Raw genomic sequence first — 17,164 nt, 5'->3', positions numbered from 1 at the left:
TGGCCGCAGAAAGGCCCTGCGTGCATGTTTTTCATTTATGCCAGCGGAATGGACACGGCCTCGGAAAGAGCCTGCGCAATATGCGGGTTTGCTGCCATAATTGTAGCTGGCCCTGTCAGCCCGCCTTCCTGCAGAAAAGGTGAAACTCGTGCGCCAGCTTCTGCCAGCAAGGGCAGGGCGGCAGCCACATCCCACAGGTTAATAACGATTTCAATATAGCCATCCAGCCGCCCGCTTGCCACGTCAGCCAGCGCTAGCGCACCACATCCGCCAGAACGCGGCATGGTGCCCATTGCCATAATGGCATCCATTTTTTCCATAAACACAGGTTTGGGCACTCTGTTGCTCCAGCCCATTTCAATCATGGAACTGGCAGGGTCCTTCACCGGAGAAGCCTGAATGCGCTTGCCATTCAAAAACGCGCCATATCCACGCAGGGCAGTATAGACCTCGCCCAAAGCGGGGGCATCAATCACACCCGCAACGGGTTCATCTCCATCCAGCAAGCCAAGAGAAATACACCACCGACAGCGACCGCGTGCATAGTTGGATGTACCATCAATAGGGTCCACCACCCAGCGCAGGCTGCCTGTGCGTGCCACGCCGCCTTCTTCCCCCTGGAAGCCATCATCGGGGAAAAGCGCTTTCATGCGGTTGGCAATAAAGGCTTCTACTGCACCGTCTGTTTCTGTCAGCCAGTCCTGCGCAGATTTTTGCGATGCCTGCGGCCCACCCGGTGGCGGACGCATAGCCATGGCCATCTGTGCGGCATCATGCACCACAGCCCGCGCGGCTTCCAAACGCGTGGCAAGGGCAGGGCTGGGTGAAGACATATTGCTGTAACTCCTGATAAAATAAGGCATTAAAGGCTGAGTACATCATACGCCTTTACAGGCAGCAAGACGAGCGCGCAGGCCTGCATTCGGCCTATGCCTTGCATGCACATGCCCAAAAAACTAGGCTTTGCGCTTATAAAGATCCTTGGGCCAACGCCGGTGTAACCACAGCCAGCTTTCTGGCTTGCGCCTTATCCATGTTTCAAGGCGATCATTAATCATCTGCGCTAATATGTGCAGATCCTGCTTGCGGTCTCCCGTATCTGGCAGGTCCAACGGTGGCTCAACCACAATACGCAACCGGGCTGGGCCAAGGCGCTCTACATAGCCGGGAATAACAGGGCAGCGATAACGTAGCGCCATAGCGGCAAGGGCAGGGGCTGTCATTGCGGGGTGGCCGAAGAATGAGACCTCAATGCCATCATTCATTTTCTGGTCAACCAGCATACCCAGCCTGCCACCCTTGGAAACGTAGGAAAGCGCCTCCCGCGCGCCTTTGGCACCTTTGGCAAATAGCGGCACAGGCGTGTTGCCCATGGCTTTATCACGCAACCGGCGGATCATGCCATCTATTAGCGGGTTGCCTGCTGCGCGGTAAAAAGAGGCAAAAGGCGTGCCATGCCGTGCAACACCGGGGGGCAGCATTTCCCAATTTCCGATATGGCCAGACACAAACAGAACAGATCCACCTTTGCGGGCCTGTTCTTCCAGATATTCTGCACCCTTAACCTCAAAACCGGGGCCAGAGCGCGTGTTTTCCTTCAAGGCCGCTATATGAGGCAGCTCTCCAACCGTGCGGCCGAGATTTTCCCACACACCATGCACAATCTGGCGCCGCTGTTGTGGGTTTAGCTCTGGCATAGCCAGTTCCAGATTGCGATATGCCACCCCAGAAACCGGCAGTTTAGGGCCAATAAAACGGCAGACACGCCCGGCAACATTGGAAGCGGCAGAAGGGCCTAGCCATGTAAGAAACTTTAGCAGACCACTTGCCAGAAGAGCTTCTGCCTGCATCAAAGTGGCTGTAAGGGCTTTGCTGCTCATCCTGCTGATCCATTCAGAAACTGGTTCAACAAGGCCTCAGGCGCGGCTGGGTTCTGCCACACCAGATCCACCCCTACGATAAGTACTTTCTGACGGAAATATTCAGGCAAACGCACGGCATCCTTGGGGTTTGTCACCAAACACGCCTGCAGAGAGACAGCCATATCTGCCAGACGCTTTAAATCTTTTTGTTTATAAAAATAATGATCAGGAAAGGCTACGGTCTGCGCTAATGTGATGTTGCTGTTTTTAAGCCCTTCAAAAAATTTTTCTGGCCGCCCCAGCCCCGCAAAAGCTACGCAACGTTGCCCTTGTAACGCGCTGACATTATCGGACTGTTGAAGTTCTGCCTGCATAACATGTGGCGCCACGTGCCCGAACCGCGCCAGAAATCCTGTTTTATCTGGCCCGATCAAAACTGTGGCCTGTGCACGCGCAAAAGCCTGCGCTGGCTGCTCTCTTAACGGGCCGGCGGGCAATACGTAACCATTGCCCAAGCCTACGCCACCATCCACCACCAGCAAGGACAGATTTTTGTAGAGGGATGGATTTTGAAACCCATCATCCATCAACAAGCAATCTGCGCCATGAGCCACAGCCATACGGGCGGAAGCCGCACGATCTGCGCCAACCCATACAGGGCAAAGCTGTGCCAGCAGCAAGGGTTCATCCCCCACATCCTGCGCGGTGTGCTGTGCCGGGTTTACTTGTGTTGTTGTGCGTAGGCGTCCGCCATATCCTCGCGTGAGAATGTGGGGCTTTTTACCACGACGGAGCAGGCGGGCAGCTAAATCCAATACAACTGTGGTTTTGCCTGCGCCACCTACAGAAATATTCCCGCAGCACAGCACGGGTACCGGAGCTGTCCAGCCCTGCTGGTGCTGCTTGCGTGCCGTTATTGCCGCTACAATGCCCGCAAATGGAGATAACAGGAGCGGCCTTATTGTTGCAGAAGGCTGGCTCCAAAACGCGGGAGCGCGCAGCTTTACCATATTTGCGCTAGAATATGCTTGGCCAGACGTTCCGGCAGATCTGCGTTGGCTGTCGCAATGTGCTGCACATTCTCACCCAGTTGTTGGCGCTTGGAAGGGTTTGCGAACATGTCCCGCGCCCATACCGCCAGCTCCTGCGCGTTGCTTACAATCGTAATGCCTGCCGCCATGTGCTGGAAGGCATCTGTAAAGTTCTGTACCAATGGGCCAGATGCAATGGCACACCCCAGCCGAGCGGGCTCGAACGGATTATGCCCGCCGCCGCCGCCCAGCACACCGGGCAGGCTGTTGCCAATAAACACACAGGGCGCCAAACGGAAAAACAGCCCTAACTCACCCAACGTATCGCACACCCAAAGCAGATCATCTTCTGTCGGAATCTGGCCAGCCCCACGGCGTGGCACATACCCCAGCATTACGCTTAAATCTGCCCCACGCTCTGGGTGGCGTGGAATAACCAGCACCAACACATCCGGGTAATCACGCCGGATAAGCTTGGCTGCCTGCGCAATCTGCTGCTCTTCACCCGGATGCGTGGAAACCGCAGCCAAAATTCTGCGCCCTGCCAAACGTTCTTTCAGGCCTGCCAGTTCGGCTTTATCTACTGGCAAGGGCGGGGCAGCTGTTTTTAGGTCTCCCGTTTCAAGCAGCTTGGAGGCACCAAGTTGTTGCAACCGCTGTGCATCTTCATCAGAACGGGCAGAAACCCACGCAAAACGCTCCAACATGCGCCGTGCCACTCCCCCCATACGCTGCCATCCTTTAAAGGAAGATGCAGATATGCGGCCATTAACCAGCATGACAGGAACATTACGCGTATGGCATAGCCCCAGCATGTTGGGCCACAATTCGCTTTCTGTAAAGACAGCGGCTTTTGGCCGCCAGTAATCTAAAAAGCGTCTGCCCCAACGCGGCACATCCAAGGGCATAAACTGGTGTACAACGCGCGGATTTACAACGCGCTGTGCCAATAAACGTGCAGCCGTTACCGTGCCTGTTGTGACCAATACCTGAAGATCAGTTTTTTGCGCCAAGCACGCGGCAACAAGCGGCAGGATGGAAACGGTTTCTCCCACACTGGCGGCATGGAACCAAACCAGATTTTCGCTGCACCGAGGCAGTGAAGGAAAACCCATTTTTTCCCGTACACGGGCTGGAATTTCTTTTCCTTTGGTTTGCCGCCATCTCAGGAAAAAGGGCAAAGCGGGAGAAAGGACAGAGGCTGCCACCTGCCACACGCGCGAAGGCATAAGAGAAATTGGGCTAAGGGCTACTTTTTCTTGCGAATAGCCCGCGGGAGAAGACATGCTGGAAGGCTGTTGCGCTAGGTGCATCATATTATCCAGCGCGTGTTCCAACTGTTGGGTAAAAGTTTCGCTGCTGCTGCTTTCTTCCTGATTATGCCGCCGCATATCTATGGGTGGAGCACATGCCATAGTGCCATGACCAAAAGGCAGCGGAAAAATCATCCGATCCCATGTTTTCAGCCGTATGCCGGTGCATGTTGCGCCCACCAGCACAATGGGTTTACCCGCCAGCTTGGCAAGAGCCAGTGTACCTTGCTGTGCCTGCCTGCGTGGGCCACGCGGCCCATCCGGCGTGATGGCAACAAGGGTGGCATTGCGCAAGCTTGCACGCATCCGCCTAAGCGCCGCAGCACCACCTTTGTTTTTTCCTTTGGAATCTGATGATCCGGGAATGGACCAGATACGCCACGGAGCCACCACATCTGCAATCATGCGGCCATCACGGTTGCGGCTTATCAGCACACGCAGGCGGATATGAGGGTTCTGAGGTTCGGCCCACCACCATAAAGCTGGCGTAAGGGGCAATATTTCGTGCCAGAAAGCCACGACTGCTGTTTGCCCATTCTGGCTGGTTAACAGCGGCCACGCCTGTTCGTTTACCCGAAACGTCCAGCGCGTGGTTTTGAGTGCAAATCCCAAGTACTGGCGTAAACTCCATACGCCAGCCTTGCGGGCCAATATTTTACAGTCTGTTTTCAGGGTGCGCAGCATAATCACGCAGCCTGATTAGGAGAGAAATCTCCTGAACGCAAAACCTTCCGGCTTTTCGGTCAACACAGAAGGCTGATAGGCGATGGTAAAGCGATGATGTGCTTTTTCCCACACATCAAGTTTGCTGCCTTCAGGAATAACCACCTGATCAACCCCACAACGCAGCAAAAACTCGTATTGATCGGGCAGGAAATGCCCAGTTACACGGATTTTGCCAGCATAGTGCAGGTGTTCACGCAGGGTACGTGCCTGCGTAAATGCCCGACCATCCCGGAAAATGGGGAATGTGAGGCACACAACATCAAGCCGGGGCAGGGCAGTTTTAAGGTTTTCCACCTGCTCATCCTGTTTGAGCAAAACGCCCAAACGTCCATTGCCATTACGGCCCAGCCCTTCAGCCAAACGCGCCAACGGCACTAGCACATCACCTTCCGGCAAAGGCTGACCATCCTGTGCAATCAGCCATGTGTCTTCAATAATCTGGCCGTTTTCAAACAGGGGCATAAGCTGCATCCTTGAAGGGGGCTGTGCCAAGGCGGCGGCACGTATCAATAAACCGTTCTCCGGCATCACGCTGGGCCAGATATGTATCTATGATGCGCGCCACGGCATCAACCGTTTCATCTTCAGAAAGTGCAGACCCCAGAATCTGCCCAACAGAGGCATCTTCCATCGCGCTGCCGCCCAGAGTAATCTGGAACGCTTCTTCACCCCGTTTATCAACACCCAGAATACCAATATGGCCTGCATGATGATGCCCACAGGCATTGATGCAGCCAGAGATATTCAGCCGTAGGCTACCAATTTCCTGCTGGAGTGTGGCATCGCCAAAGCGTTCGCTCAGCTTTTGCGCAATGGGAATGGAACGGGCATTAGCCAGCGCGCAATAATCCAGACCGGGGCAGGCAATAATGTCTGTCACCATCTCGATATTGGCCGTGCCTAGCCCATTTGCTTTAAGAATCTGCCACAGCTCATGCAGCGCATCCTGCCGCACATGCCCCAACACCACGTTTTGCAAATGCGTAATGCGCAGTTCGCCAAAGCTGTATTTATCCGCCAGATCAGCAAGCAGATCCATCTGGGCGGATGTAACATCCCCCGGAATACCGCCAACCGGCTTGCAGGATATAGTAACGCATGCATAGCCCGGTTGTTTGTGGGCATGCGTGTTGGTGCGTACCCATGTATCAAATGCCGCATCTGCTTTTTGTTGAGCAACCAGCGCATCAGCCGCGCCATTTTCTGACTGAAACTCCGGCGTGCCAAAGCGAGCCTGAATGGCTGCAACAATTTCTGGTGGCAGGCGATAGCGCGCCCGATCCATAGCTGCAAATTCTGCGTTCACCTTAGCCAGAAAAGCTTCTGCGCCCAAAGCCTGCACCAGTATTTTAATACGGGCTTTGTACATGTTATCGCGCCGCCCGTATTCATTATAAACACGCAGCACGGCTTCCAGATAGGCAATCAGATCTTCTTCTGGCAGGTCATCTCGTAGCTTTACACCCACAATAGGGGTACGGCCCAAGCCACCACCAACATACACCTCAAACACGGCACGGCCATTTTCACCCTTGCGGGCCAGCAGGCCGATATCATGAAAGCGCGCGGCAACACGATCTTGCTTGCTGCCGGAAATGGCAATCTTGAACTTACGTGGCAAAAACGTAAATTCCGGGTGCAGGGTGGACCACTGGCGCAGGATTTCAGCATGCACGCGCGGGTCCAGAACCTCATCCGCCGCAGCACCAGCAAACTGGTCTGATGTAACGTTACGAATGCAGTTACCACTTGTTTGAATGGCGTGCATTTCTGCATCGGCCAGCACGTTCAGAATATCTGGCGTATCTTCCAGCTTGATCCAGTTGAACTGGATATTCTGCCGCGTTGTAAAGTGCCCGTAATCCCGGTCATACGTTCTGGCGATATATGCCAAAGCGCGCATCTGGGAAGAACTGAGCGTGCCATACGGAATGGCCACACGCAGCATATAAGCATGCAACTGAAGGTACAGGCCGTTCATCAACCGCAGGGGTTTGAACTCTTCTTCGGTCAGCTCACCAGCGATACGGCGTTGAACCTGATCCCGAAACTGCTCAACACGCTGCTTAAGAAACGTACGATCAACATCATCATACGCGTAACGGCCAACCGAAAGGGCAGGCTGGGTGGAATAAGACATGGCTTTAACTGTGTCCGTCTTGCTCTGCTGGTATCAGGCGCTGGCGTGTTGCGCAGCCTGCCATGCAGGTGTGAACTCGGCATGAACGCTTGGCCCAAGGGCACGAATACGCTCCCGCGTGGTTATGGGCAGCAGGCCAGACGATGTTTGCGCAACCTGCACACCATACACCCCAACCACTTCATCCGCAGCCGCTTTTGCGTTCTGGCGGGCCAGAATCTGTTCCATTTCCGCATTGGGGAAAGGGTGCGCATGCTGGATAAAAAGCTGCCATTCTCCTTGCGCATCCAACCACACAATGCGCCCATCAAGCAGACGGTTGGCTGTTACAACGCTCAGCCCTTGTTCATCCCGCCGATTATTTCTCCGATCCAACGCTTAATCCCTTTCTGCCCCCGTGTGCAGGTTGAGAATTACACAACAGATGCGAGAATATCAATATACCACGAATTAATAACGTATCTTGAAGCATCCCCGGCACCTCAAAATACACATATGCTTTTAACAACCACCTGCAAGGGGAAATAAGGCGGGTATTTTACACCCGCCTTATCAAGCCAGAGCGCAATCAGGACTGCGCACGCGCACCCGCTTTGTTACGCACGGCGTCTTCCACAAAAGTCACCAGTGTTTTTGTGGCAGCCTCTACACTATCCTTACCTGTTATCAGGTGCAGGGCAGGCTTGGCAGGGGCTTCATACGGGGCATCAATGCCCGTAAAGCCACTGATTTTTCCTGCACGTGCTGCGGCATACAGCCCCTTGGGGTCACGCTGTTCACAGGTGCCCAGATCAGCATCTACAAACACTTCCTCAAACCCATCGCCAATAATCTGGCGGGCCAGATCACGATCGGAACGCAGAGGAGAGATCAAGGCCACGATAACAACCTGACCGGCATCACGCAGCAGGCGAGCCACTTCCGCAGCACGGCGTACGTTTTCGGTTCGGTCTGCTTCAGAGAAGCCCAAATCCTTGCACAGACCAGCGCGCAGTGTATCACCATCCAGCACTGTTACATCCACACCATCTGCAAACAGACGGGTTTCTGCCGCACGGGCCAGCGTGCTTTTGCCAGAGCCAGACAGACCAGTCAGCCAGAACACAGAGCCTTTATGGCCTTTAGCGCGTTCACGATCCTGCACGGTAACGGTGCTGGCGCTTGGATGAATAACCTTTTCACCATCTGCAATATTGGCTGGGCCAATAATGGGTGCCCCCCCCACAATACGCTGCTGGCGGTCAACCAACACACCACGGCCATCCGTTGTGCCGGGTGTGAACGGGTCAAACTGAATGTTTTCTGCCGCAGACAACACAATTTCCGCAAAGCCTTCGGGCGGAACTTCCGTGCCGGGGTGTTCTGTCAGATCATCCAGATCCACCACTTTATCAATGGCGGTAACGGTAACGGCGTGTTCTGCCGTAGCCAGACGCAGGCGGAAATGCTCACCCACACGTAGCGGCTCCTGACGCAACCAGAACAGACGCACCCGCACGCGGGAAGCTTCCATTGGACGTGCATCCGCATGATGCAGCAGATCCCCACGATCAGGAATCACGTCTGGTTCCAGCGTGACTGCGATGGACTGCCCAGCAGAAGCAGAAACATGCGGCGCTGTATGCCAGCTTTCAATCGATGCAATGCGGGCAGGGGTTTTCTGTGTGCCGATAATAACGGTATCGCCCACGCGCACCCGCCCACGCTCAACACGGCCTGCCACATAACGGGTGTTATCAAAACGGTACACGTCCTGCACGGGCAGACGAAGCGCCAGCTCGGAGCGGGAAGCGGGAGAGGGCACGCTGGCCAGAGCTTCTATTAGCGTGGGGCCTTTATACCACGGAGAGCGCTCTGAGCGGCTGGCAATGTTATCACCATCACGCGCAGAAGCCGGAACGAACAGGGCCGCTTCCAGCCCCAACTTGTTCAGCAGTTCCGTTACGGATTTTTCGACTGCCTCAACCTTAGCCTGATCGAAATCAAGCAGATCCACTTTGTTCAGCAGCACAATAACGTGGCGAATACCGATAAGGTGCAGCAGCATGGCGTGGCGGCGTGTCTGTTCACGCGCACCTTCCTGTGCATCCACCACCAGTACTGCGGCTTCTGCATCGGCGGCACCTGTAATCATGTTGCGTAGGAACTGGCGGTGTCCTGGCGCATCCACAATCACAAATTCGCGCTGCCCCAAGCGGAACGGAATACGTGTGGAATCAACAGTTACGCCCTGATCGCGTTCAATCTGAAGGGAGTCCAGCAGAAAGCTCCACTCAATCTTCAGGCCGCGCTTTTTGGACGATTCAATAATCTGGGCAACCTTGCCATCCTGAAGGCTGTCCGTATCGTGCAGCAAACGCCCGATAAGGGTGGATTTGCCGTGGTCAACATGCCCCACAATCACGATTGGCGTGGCGGCATCCTGAGATGAATAAATTTTTTCGCTCATGATATTTTATTTCCAGTCCACGCCGTAATCAGAGGTAACCCGCCACACGCAGGCGTTCAAAAGCATCTTCGGATTCATGATCCATTGCGCGGCCTGCGCGTTCAGATGTTTTGGTTGTTTCCAGCTCTTCAATCACTTCCGCCAAGGTGGAGGCATTGCTTTCTACCGGGAAGGTGATGTCTGAATCACCCAAGGAACGATAGCGCTTGCCATTTTTGGAGAAATACAGATCAACCAGCGGAATGCCTTCACGCTCAATATAACGCCAGATATCAATTTCACGCCAAGCCAGCAGCGGATGCACACGAATATGCATGCCTTCTTCGTGTGGGGTTGCGTACTGGTCCCAAAATTCGGGCGGCTGATTGCGGATATCCCACTTATGGCTGGCACCACGGGGGCTGAAAACACGTTCCTTGGCGCGCGTTCCCTGCTCATCACGGCGGATACCGGCAATAACACCCTGTAGCTTATGTTTTTCAATCATAGCGGCAAGGCCTGCTGTTTTACGCGCAGCAGAACGGGCGGCAGGCGGAAGGGAGGGGTCCATATCCTCTACCGGCGGGCACTCACCCAACAGCAGATTGAGATCCCACTTTTTAGCGTATTCATCCCGAAATTTGTACATTTCCGGGAACTTCTTGCCGGTATCAACATGCATGACAGGGAAGGGAACCCGGCCCAGAAACGCCTTTTTGGCCAGCCAGACCATAACATTGGAATCTTTACCCAAAGACCACAGCATGGCCAGAGGTTTGAGCTTTCTGTAGGCTTCTCTCAGAATAAAAACGCTCTGAGCTTCGAGTTGATCAAGATGATCCATGTTTCCGTTTCCGTAACCCTGTGTATGACACAATGTGGCTGAGGGTAAAATCAGCCAGAACCCGTTAGTGTTTAATGTGGATACCGCATTCGGTTTTGTTCAACCCGGCCCAACGCCCGGCCCGCGCATCCTGATCACCATTGACTGGTTGCGTGCATGGGGCGCAGCCGATGGAAAGATAGCCTTCCGCCACCAACGGATGAGGAGGCAGCCCCCGGCGCTGCATTTCCTGCGTGATGTCTTCCGCACTCCAAAATGCAAGAGGGTTCAGCCGCAGTTGCCCATCTTCTCGTAATTCCACAATTTCCAGCGTAGATCTTGTAGCAGCCTGCCCACGTTTACGCCCGGTAACCAGTGCCTCATAGGGTAGAGAAGCCACTTTTAGGGGCTCTACCTTACGCAAGGCGCAGCAGGCATCGGGATCAAACGCCCACAATTCTCCCGTAGGGTCTCGATTTTCCACCTGCTGGGGCTGTGGCGCAATGTCCTGAACGTTGGAAAGATGCAGAAAATCCGCCAAATTCCGCCGATATTCAAGGGTTTGTGGAAAGTGTTTCCCGGTATTCAGAAACAGCACTTTCATGGCCGGATCAGCCTCTGCCACCATTACCAGAAGCAATGCAGATTCCGCCCCAAAAGAGGAGAGGACAGCCAACCGATCACCCAAAAGCTCACTTGCCTTGCGCAGCAGAAGAACGGGGTTCTCCTGCATGGGCACAAGCTGCTTTGCTATGGTTACTGTATCATCAGAAAGAGCGGTCACTACACACAAACCCGTATGACAGAAAATGTAATTAACGACGTGATACAGATATAATAAGGAACTCACAACCCAAAGTTCAACGCTGCAAGGGTCGCATTCCTCAATTAACCATCATAATGAATAGTTATATACACGATCCCTCATGCATTCATGTTTTATAGTCAATTTTGTTGGCATAATATATCTTATACAATTTATGGCCGTTTGAAAAATATCCCGATCCATCAATCACATCAGCGCCACGTCCTTTCGCATGCTCATTCTGGCGCCCTAAAATTCTAAAATCGATCCACCCTACCGCCTAAAGCGCTCAAAATGCCCGATGCAAAGCCCCCTCACGGGTTAAAACGCCCTGCATCAGGCCAAAATTCATGTTCGATCGATCACATTACTTTTTGGGCATCGGATTATCCCTACGGAACAGTTCCCATTCTTCCATCACGCTGCCGTCTGGCAGATGGCAGTAGCTGATCTGCCCCTTGTCTGTGCTTTCGGTGCTCAGCGTGCCACCTTTTTTAATACAATAGACTGCGGCCGGATTAGGCATCCGCAACGGCCGCACAGCACGGTTGGCATTTTCTTCATGTTGATCATGGCAGCCCCCCAGAATACCGGTGATTGCTACAGCAAGGATCGCGCCGGAAACGCCTTTTTTTGCAGACATTTTGTTCTCCTTCATTCCAGCTGCATCGTGACAAGCTGAATTATAAACATTTAGTATGGCGTATAGCCCTGAATATGTCTTTAACAAGCAACGTGAAAACTGGCCTTGCGTCGATAAAAAGGCTATAAATCACTTTCCTTCTCTATAAATCTGGTTCGGTTTGCACTCCATGCCTGATGGTTCTTCCCCGCTTGCTCACTCTTCTGTCTCATCCTCTTCGGAAGTCCGCCATGATTGGACGGTCGCAGAAGTTCAGGCCTTGCTTGACCTGCCATTTCCTGAACTGATGTTCAGGGCGCAAACGCTGCATCGTGCTACGTTTGACCCCACGGAAATCCAGATTTCCACGCTGCTTTCCATTAAAACTGGCGGCTGCCCGGAAGATTGCGCCTACTGCCCCCAAAGCGCCAAGCATGAACAAGGCGTAAAGGCAGATAAGTTGATGGCCGTGGAAGCTGTATTAACCGAGGCAAAAAAAGCCAAGGCCGCTGGTGCCAGCCGTTTTTGCATGGGGGCTGCGTGGCGCTCTCCCAAGGAGCGCGATCTGGATACCGTGTGCGCCATGATTGAAGGCGTAAAGCAGCTTGGCATGGAAACCTGCGTAACACTAGGTATGCTGGATAACACACAAGCCCACAAACTGCATGATGCCGGGCTGGATTATTACAACCATAATCTGGATACTTCGCCAGAATATTATGGAGAAATCATCAGCACCCGCACCTATCAGGAACGGCTGGATACACTTTCTAACGTGCGAGACGCAGGCATTAATGTGTGCTGTGGCGGCATTGTGGGCTTGGGTGAAAATGAAACAGACCGTGCGGGCCTGATTACAGCACTTGCCACCCTGCCCGCACACCCTGAAAGCGTGCCGATCAATCTGTTGGTCAAAGTGGAAGGCACGCCGCTGGCCAAAGCGGATGAAGTAGAACCGCTTGATTTTGTGCGCATGATTGCCGCCGCCCGCATTACCATGCCCAAAAGCCGTGTACGCTTGGCCGCTGGCCGCGAAAACATGAGTGATGAAACACAAGCTCTCTGCTTTTTGGCCGGTGCCAACTCTATTTTCTATGGTGAACGTTTGTTGACCACCCCTAACCCACAAGCCACGCGTGACAGAGCTTTGCTGGATAAGCTTGGCATGCACACAACAGGCATTGGCCTGCCTTCTGCATAATTCATGACGTATTCGGTTAAAGAAATTTTCCTTACCCTTCAGGGTGAAGGCGGACAAGCGGGCCGCGCGGCGGTTTTCTGCCGCTTTACGGGCTGCAACCTATGGTCTGGGCGAGAGGAAGATCGGGCTACAGCCACCTGTCAGTTTTGCGATACCGATTTTATCGGCACGAATGGCATAAACGGCGGCAAGTTTGAAAACGCAGCAGATCTGGCGGCAACCATTGCCAGTTTTTGGCCACAGCCCACGCAGGATGTAAAAGCAACTGGCCAAAAACTAGTTGTTTTTACGGGGGGTGAACCCCTGCTCCAGCTTGATACCGCCCTGATAAATGCTATGCACGCTCAGGGCTTTACCATTGCGGTGGAAAGCAATGGCACAATAGCTGCCCCTAAAGGCATAGACTGGTTGTGCATTAGCCCAAAAGCCGGGGCTGAACTGGTGCAAAAAGCAGGAACCGAGCTAAAACTCGTATTCCCTCAGCCGGGCATTGACCCAGCCTCTGTGGAAAATCTTGATTTCCAACATTTCTGGCTTCAGCCTATGGATGGCCCGCAGCAGGCAGCCAACACGCAGGCTGCTATTGAATACTGTCTGGAACACCCTTTATGGGGGCTTTCGCTCCAGACCCACAAGTTTATCGGAATACCTTAATCATGCCCCTTCCCACCCGTGATAAACAGGAATCTGCCCTCGTTCTTTTCTCTGGTGGCCAAGATTCCGCAACCTGTCTGGCATGGGCGCTGGAACGCTATGGGCGCGTAGAAACGCTGGGTTTTGATTACGGCCAACGCCATGCGGTTGAACTGGAATGCCGTGCCAGTATTCGCCAAGGGCTTGCCAATCAGAATCCCACATGGGCAAGCCGCTTGGGGGATGACCACACCCTGCCCTTGCACGCACTGGGCGAGGTTTCCGAAACGTCCTTAACGCGAGATGCTGAAATCAGCATGGCGGAAAATGGTCTGCCTAATACGTTTGTACCAGGCCGAAACCTTATTTTTCTAACTTTTGCGGCTGCTTTAGCTGCACGGCGCGGCATTAAGCACATTGTTACAGGTGTGTGCGAAACAGATTACTCGGGATACCCGGATTGCCGGGATGATACCATCAAGGCTCTACAGGTTGCGCTCAACCTTGGTATGGAATCCCGCTACGTTCTGCACACACCTTTGATGTGGCTAGATAAGGCCGAAACATGGGAACTGGCAGAAGAACTTGGCGGACATCCGCTTGTTGAACTTATTAATAAAGAAAGCCACACCTGTTATTTAGGAGTGCGCGGCACATTGCATGCGTGGGGGCATGGATGCGGCACCTGCCCTGCTTGTCAGTTGCGTAAATCTGGGTGGGATGACTACGTAGCCCATAAAAAAGGCACACAGACTCATGCCTGATCTTGTTTTTACCCGCCGTTTTTCTATGGGGCATCGGCTCATTCATGGTGCGAGCGAAAGCTGCGCCCTGCCCCACGGCCATAATGAGTTTGTGACTGTACGCTTAAAACCCACATCTTTTGCGCCGCTGGATGGCAAAAGCAATATGCCGGTATCCTTCCAGAAAGCCAAAAGCACGTGGCATCGCTTTGTGGATGAAAAGCTGGATCATGCCTTGCAGCTTGCAGAAGATGATCCGCTGCTGGCGTGGTTTCAAACCAACGAGCCCGCCCGTGCGGCGCGCATTGTCATTACGCCGGGAGACCCCACCACAGAATTAATGGTTTGCCTACTTATGGCCAAGATCAACGCCTTTCTGGCGGCAGAAGGCGGCGTTTTGTGGTGTTCTGAACTGAGTATTCAGGAAACACCCACAAATACGGTCTCTTTTTCTGGCAATCCGGCGGAGTTTATCCCTACCCCACGCCCGCCAGAAAATTGTTGGTGGAACCGGGCGGATATGAGCATATCCGACACCGATAGCCCTGTTACCTTTATCTGATAAAACGCAACAAGAGCCTGCCTTATAACAAGCAGGCTCTCTGCGATATCAGGCTTCCTTCAGCCCCAGAACGCTGGTGGTTTTATCAAATAGCTGTGCACACAGTGCCGGATTATCCGCCAGTTTCTGGCCGTAAGATGGGATAATCTGCTTCAGCTTGTCTTCCCACTCTGGCAGCTTGCTGGCAAAGCACTTCTTCAGCACTGTCAGCATAATTGGGGCTGCGGTAGATGCTCCCGGAGAAGCCCCCAGAAGAGCGGCCACAGATCCATCTGCGCTGGAAATAACTTCCGTACCAAATTGCAGAACACCACCTTTTTTGGCGTCTTTCTTGATAATCTGCACACGCTGGCCGGCTACAACCAGTTCCCAGTCCTTGGCTTGGGCATCGGGAATAAAGTCACGCAGCGCCTTGATCCGATCATTGTGAGACTGCATGACCTGTTCGATCAGATACTTGGTGAGCGGCCAGTTATCACGAGCGACCGCCAGCATGGCGCTGATATTGCCCGTCCGGATGGAACGCGGCAGATCCATCAGAGAACCATTTTTCAGGAACCGGGTGGAAAAGCCCGCATATGGGCCAAACAGCAGTGCTGGTGTGCCGTCTATCATGCGTGTATCCAAATGCGGAACAGACATGGGCGGCGCGCCAACAGAAGCCTTGCCGTAAATTTTGGCATGGTGCTGGGCAATAATATCCGGGTTGGTACAACGCAGGAACTGGCCACTCACCGGAAAACCGCCAACACCGCGAGATTCTGGAATACCCGTTTTCTGCAACAGTGGCAGGGCTCCGCCACCCCCGCCAATAAAGACAAACCGCGCCTTAACCTCACGCTCGGTATTCAGGCGCGTGTCTTGCACCTTGATAACCCAGCGACCATCTGAACCCCGGCGAATATCATGCACATCATGCTTTGTATGCAGTGTGCAAGCCGGGGTGCTCACCAGATAGGTAAACAGTAAGCGCGTTAATGCACCAAAGTTTACATCCGTACCACGCAGGCTGCGGGTAACGGCCAAATTCTGCCCTGCGGGCCGATTACGCATAATGAGTGGTGCCCACTGCGCAATCTGCGCCTGATCCTGCGTAAACTCCATGCCGGAAAACAGCGGATGCGCACTCAGCGCCTTGTAACGCGCTTGCAGGAAGGACACGTTTTTATCCCCCCATACAAAGCTCATATGTGGCACGGGGGTTAGGAAATCTCGCGCAGAAGCCAGAATGTTCTGCTCAACCAGATATGTCCAGAACTGGCGAGAAACCTGAAACTGCTCGTTTACGTTAATGGCTTTGCTAATATCAACGCTGCCATCGGCCTGCTGTGGTGTGTAGTTTAGCTCACACAAGGCGGAATGGCCTGTGCCAGCATTATTCCAGGCGTTGGAGCTTTCTTCCGCCACGCTATCCAGGCGTTCAAAAATACTGATGCTCCAGTCCGGCTGAAGCTGCCGCAGCAGGGTTCCTAGCGTGGCGCTCATGACGCCCCCACCGATCAGGACGACATCAACAGAAGAAGCGGTATCGGTCGTGGTGGAACTCATCGTGGTCTCCGCATTGTCAGCCGTATTTGCCTTTTGCACCTTACATGCTGGCAGGGCTGGATCCATACCTGCACATGCCCCCAACTTCTTTTGCATGCAAGAAAGAAGTATGCGCGCGCGGCAGGCCTTTTAACTGGAAAGCATTATAGGCACATCGTTGCGCTCTCGCCTGCTCATCTCTGCGAGAGCATGGCAGCTTTTCCTGAACCATTCCCCCAGAAAGGCGTTTGGGCTGCTAACCGTTAGAATGGTTTTCTAGCATGCACACATAAATGGAAGGGTTTTTACATGAGCATAATCAAATACGGCACAGCCCATTGGGAAGGCGCTATTAAGGAAGGCAAAGGCACAATTTCTACCGAAAGCGGCGCCTTAAAAGATCAACCTTACGGCTTTAATACCCGGTTTGAAGGCAAACCCGGCTCCAACCCAGAAGAGCTTTTGGGCGCGGCCCATGCGGCCTGCTTTTCCATGGCTTTTTCGCTTATTTTGGGTGAAGCAGGGCTTACCGCCTCTGCCATTGATACACGGGCAGATGTCAGCCTGAACAAAAAGGATGGCGGGTTTGAAATAGATAAAGTTAACCTCACCCTTAAGGCGCGTATTCCGGGCGCCACGGCTGATCAGTTTGAAAAACTGGCCACAAAAGCTAAGGAAGGTTGCCCGGTTTCCAAACTGTTCAAAGGGGCCTCCATTACCTTGGAAGCCACTTTGCTGGACTAAAGGT

At 53.5% G+C, this 17,164-nt stretch carries 17 protein-coding genes; 5 read left to right on the top strand and 12 right to left on the bottom strand.

What is annotated here, in order from left to right; translation table 11 throughout:
- Positions 1–35: 35 nt before the first annotated feature.
- The 11 genes from FKW31_RS01245 to FKW31_RS01195 all read right to left on the bottom strand — a co-directional run bounded on the left by FKW31_RS01245 (position 36) and on the right by FKW31_RS01195 (position 11,771).
- Complete coding sequence (locus FKW31_RS01245; protein ID WP_006115241.1) at positions 36–863, bottom strand: inositol monophosphatase family protein; 828 nt, start codon at positions 861–863, stop codon at positions 36–38.
- A 93-nt stretch (positions 864–956) separates the two neighbouring features.
- A complete protein-coding gene (locus FKW31_RS01240; protein WP_063353981.1) occupies positions 957–1,880 on the bottom strand; it encodes a lysophospholipid acyltransferase family protein in 924 nt (307 codons plus the stop codon).
- A complete protein-coding gene (gene lpxK / locus FKW31_RS01235; RefSeq protein WP_150177257.1) occupies positions 1,877–2,872 on the bottom strand; it encodes a tetraacyldisaccharide 4'-kinase in 996 nt (331 codons plus the stop codon). Before lpxK ends, FKW31_RS01240 begins: the two co-directional genes overlap by 4 nt.
- The gene (locus FKW31_RS01230; RefSeq protein ID WP_193562019.1) at positions 2,866–4,890 is read right to left on the bottom strand and encodes a glycosyltransferase N-terminal domain-containing protein; all 2,025 of its coding nucleotides are present in this window, start codon (positions 4,888–4,890) and stop codon (positions 2,866–2,868) included. The genes lpxK and FKW31_RS01230 overlap by 7 nt, the downstream gene beginning before the upstream one ends.
- A 15-nt stretch (positions 4,891–4,905) precedes the next feature.
- Positions 4,906–5,394, bottom strand: a complete 489-nt coding sequence (locus FKW31_RS01225) for a DUF934 domain-containing protein (protein WP_035351716.1) — start codon at positions 5,392–5,394, stop codon at positions 4,906–4,908.
- Complete coding sequence (locus FKW31_RS01220; protein ID WP_150177253.1) at positions 5,381–7,072, bottom strand: nitrite/sulfite reductase; 1,692 nt, start codon at positions 7,070–7,072, stop codon at positions 5,381–5,383. The genes FKW31_RS01225 and FKW31_RS01220 overlap by 14 nt, the downstream gene beginning before the upstream one ends.
- Before the next feature lie 33 nt (positions 7,073–7,105).
- The gene (locus tag FKW31_RS01215) at positions 7,106–7,447 is read right to left on the bottom strand and encodes a DUF2849 domain-containing protein (RefSeq protein ID WP_006115236.1); all 342 of its coding nucleotides are present in this window, start codon (positions 7,445–7,447) and stop codon (positions 7,106–7,108) included.
- Positions 7,448–7,640: 193 nt separating this feature from the next.
- Positions 7,641–9,521 carry an adenylyl-sulfate kinase gene (cysC, locus tag FKW31_RS01210; RefSeq protein ID WP_150177251.1) on the bottom strand — a complete coding sequence of 627 codons (1,881 nt, stop codon included), beginning with the start codon at positions 9,519–9,521 and terminating at the stop codon, positions 7,641–7,643.
- Between the two features lie 28 nt (positions 9,522–9,549).
- Positions 9,550–10,344 (bottom strand): sulfate adenylyltransferase subunit CysD, encoded by a 795-nt coding sequence (gene cysD, locus FKW31_RS01205; protein WP_003628792.1) that lies wholly within the window; start codon positions 10,342–10,344, stop codon positions 9,550–9,552.
- Positions 10,345–10,408: 64 nt separating this feature from the next.
- Entirely contained in the window at positions 10,409–11,173 is a 765-nt protein-coding gene (locus tag FKW31_RS01200) for a phosphoadenylyl-sulfate reductase (protein ID WP_150177249.1), read from the bottom strand.
- Between the two features lie 322 nt (positions 11,174–11,495).
- A complete protein-coding gene (locus tag FKW31_RS01195) occupies positions 11,496–11,771 on the bottom strand; it encodes a DUF333 domain-containing protein (RefSeq protein WP_081461399.1) in 276 nt (91 codons plus the stop codon).
- A gap of 169 nt (positions 11,772–11,940) precedes the next feature.
- On the opposite strand from FKW31_RS01195, the gene bioB reads away from it, so the two are divergent.
- Genes bioB through FKW31_RS01175 form a run of 4 tightly spaced genes read left to right on the top strand, consistent with a single transcriptional unit; the run spans position 11,941 to position 14,889 of the window.
- A complete protein-coding gene (gene bioB, locus FKW31_RS01190; protein WP_035351428.1) occupies positions 11,941–12,951 on the top strand; it encodes a biotin synthase BioB in 1,011 nt (336 codons plus the stop codon).
- Positions 12,952–12,954: 3 nt separating this feature from the next.
- On the top strand, positions 12,955–13,605 hold the full coding sequence (gene queE / locus FKW31_RS01185) for a 7-carboxy-7-deazaguanine synthase (RefSeq protein WP_150177247.1): 651 nt from the start codon (positions 12,955–12,957) through the stop codon (positions 13,603–13,605).
- 2 nt (positions 13,606–13,607) lie between these two features.
- The gene (gene queC, locus FKW31_RS01180) at positions 13,608–14,348 is read left to right on the top strand and encodes a 7-cyano-7-deazaguanine synthase QueC (protein ID WP_150177245.1); all 741 of its coding nucleotides are present in this window, start codon (positions 13,608–13,610) and stop codon (positions 14,346–14,348) included.
- Complete coding sequence (locus FKW31_RS01175; protein WP_150177242.1) at positions 14,341–14,889, top strand: 6-carboxytetrahydropterin synthase; 549 nt, start codon at positions 14,341–14,343, stop codon at positions 14,887–14,889. The genes queC and FKW31_RS01175 overlap by 8 nt, the downstream gene beginning before the upstream one ends.
- A 48-nt stretch (positions 14,890–14,937) precedes the next feature.
- On the opposite strand, the gene FKW31_RS01170 is transcribed toward FKW31_RS01175, so the two are convergent.
- Complete coding sequence (locus FKW31_RS01170; protein WP_150177240.1) at positions 14,938–16,437, bottom strand: malate:quinone oxidoreductase; 1,500 nt, start codon at positions 16,435–16,437, stop codon at positions 14,938–14,940.
- 288 nt (positions 16,438–16,725) lie between these two features.
- Here FKW31_RS01170 and FKW31_RS01165 point away from each other — a divergent pair, with 288 nt between their 5' ends.
- Positions 16,726–17,160 (top strand): OsmC family protein, encoded by a 435-nt coding sequence (locus FKW31_RS01165; protein ID WP_006115227.1) that lies wholly within the window; start codon positions 16,726–16,728, stop codon positions 17,158–17,160.
- The last annotated feature ends 4 nt before the right edge of the window (positions 17,161–17,164 follow it).

It is taken from the genome of Acetobacter sp. DmW_136, from assembly GCF_008690365.1.
Taxonomy (GTDB): domain Bacteria; phylum Pseudomonadota; class Alphaproteobacteria; order Acetobacterales; family Acetobacteraceae; genus Acetobacter; species Acetobacter oryzifermentans.
The sequence above is the reverse complement of the archived record's forward strand: the minus strand, read 5'-3'. Positions and strand labels throughout refer to the sequence as shown.

Coding starts and splice junctions, on each gene's coding strand:
- FKW31_RS01225 (WP_035351716.1), bottom strand. CDS start 5,394: ATGCCCCTGTTTGAAAACGGCCAGATTATTGAAGACACATGGCTGATT.
- FKW31_RS01220 (WP_150177253.1), bottom strand. CDS start 7,072: ATGTCTTATTCCACCCAGCCTGCCCTTTCGGTTGGCCGTTACGCGTAT.
- FKW31_RS01245 (WP_006115241.1), bottom strand. CDS start 863: ATGCCTTATTTTATCAGGAGTTACAGCAATATGTCTTCACCCAGCCCT.
- queE (WP_150177247.1), top strand. CDS start 12,955: ATGACGTATTCGGTTAAAGAAATTTTCCTTACCCTTCAGGGTGAAGGC.
- cysC (WP_150177251.1), bottom strand. CDS start 9,521: ATGAGCGAAAAAATTTATTCATCTCAGGATGCCGCCACGCCAATCGTG.
- queC (WP_150177245.1), top strand. CDS start 13,608: ATGCCCCTTCCCACCCGTGATAAACAGGAATCTGCCCTCGTTCTTTTC.
- FKW31_RS01230 (WP_193562019.1), bottom strand. CDS start 4,890: ATGCTGCGCACCCTGAAAACAGACTGTAAAATATTGGCCCGCAAGGCT.
- FKW31_RS01175 (WP_150177242.1), top strand. CDS start 14,341: ATGCCTGATCTTGTTTTTACCCGCCGTTTTTCTATGGGGCATCGGCTC.
- bioB (WP_035351428.1), top strand. CDS start 11,941: ATGCCTGATGGTTCTTCCCCGCTTGCTCACTCTTCTGTCTCATCCTCT.
- cysD (WP_003628792.1), bottom strand. CDS start 10,344: ATGGATCATCTTGATCAACTCGAAGCTCAGAGCGTTTTTATTCTGAGA.
- lpxK (WP_150177257.1), bottom strand. CDS start 2,872: ATGGTAAAGCTGCGCGCTCCCGCGTTTTGGAGCCAGCCTTCTGCAACA.
- FKW31_RS01165 (WP_006115227.1), top strand. CDS start 16,726: ATGAGCATAATCAAATACGGCACAGCCCATTGGGAAGGCGCTATTAAG.
- FKW31_RS01240 (WP_063353981.1), bottom strand. CDS start 1,880: ATGAGCAGCAAAGCCCTTACAGCCACTTTGATGCAGGCAGAAGCTCTT.
- FKW31_RS01170 (WP_150177240.1), bottom strand. CDS start 16,437: ATGAGTTCCACCACGACCGATACCGCTTCTTCTGTTGATGTCGTCCTG.
- FKW31_RS01195 (WP_081461399.1), bottom strand. CDS start 11,771: ATGTCTGCAAAAAAAGGCGTTTCCGGCGCGATCCTTGCTGTAGCAATC.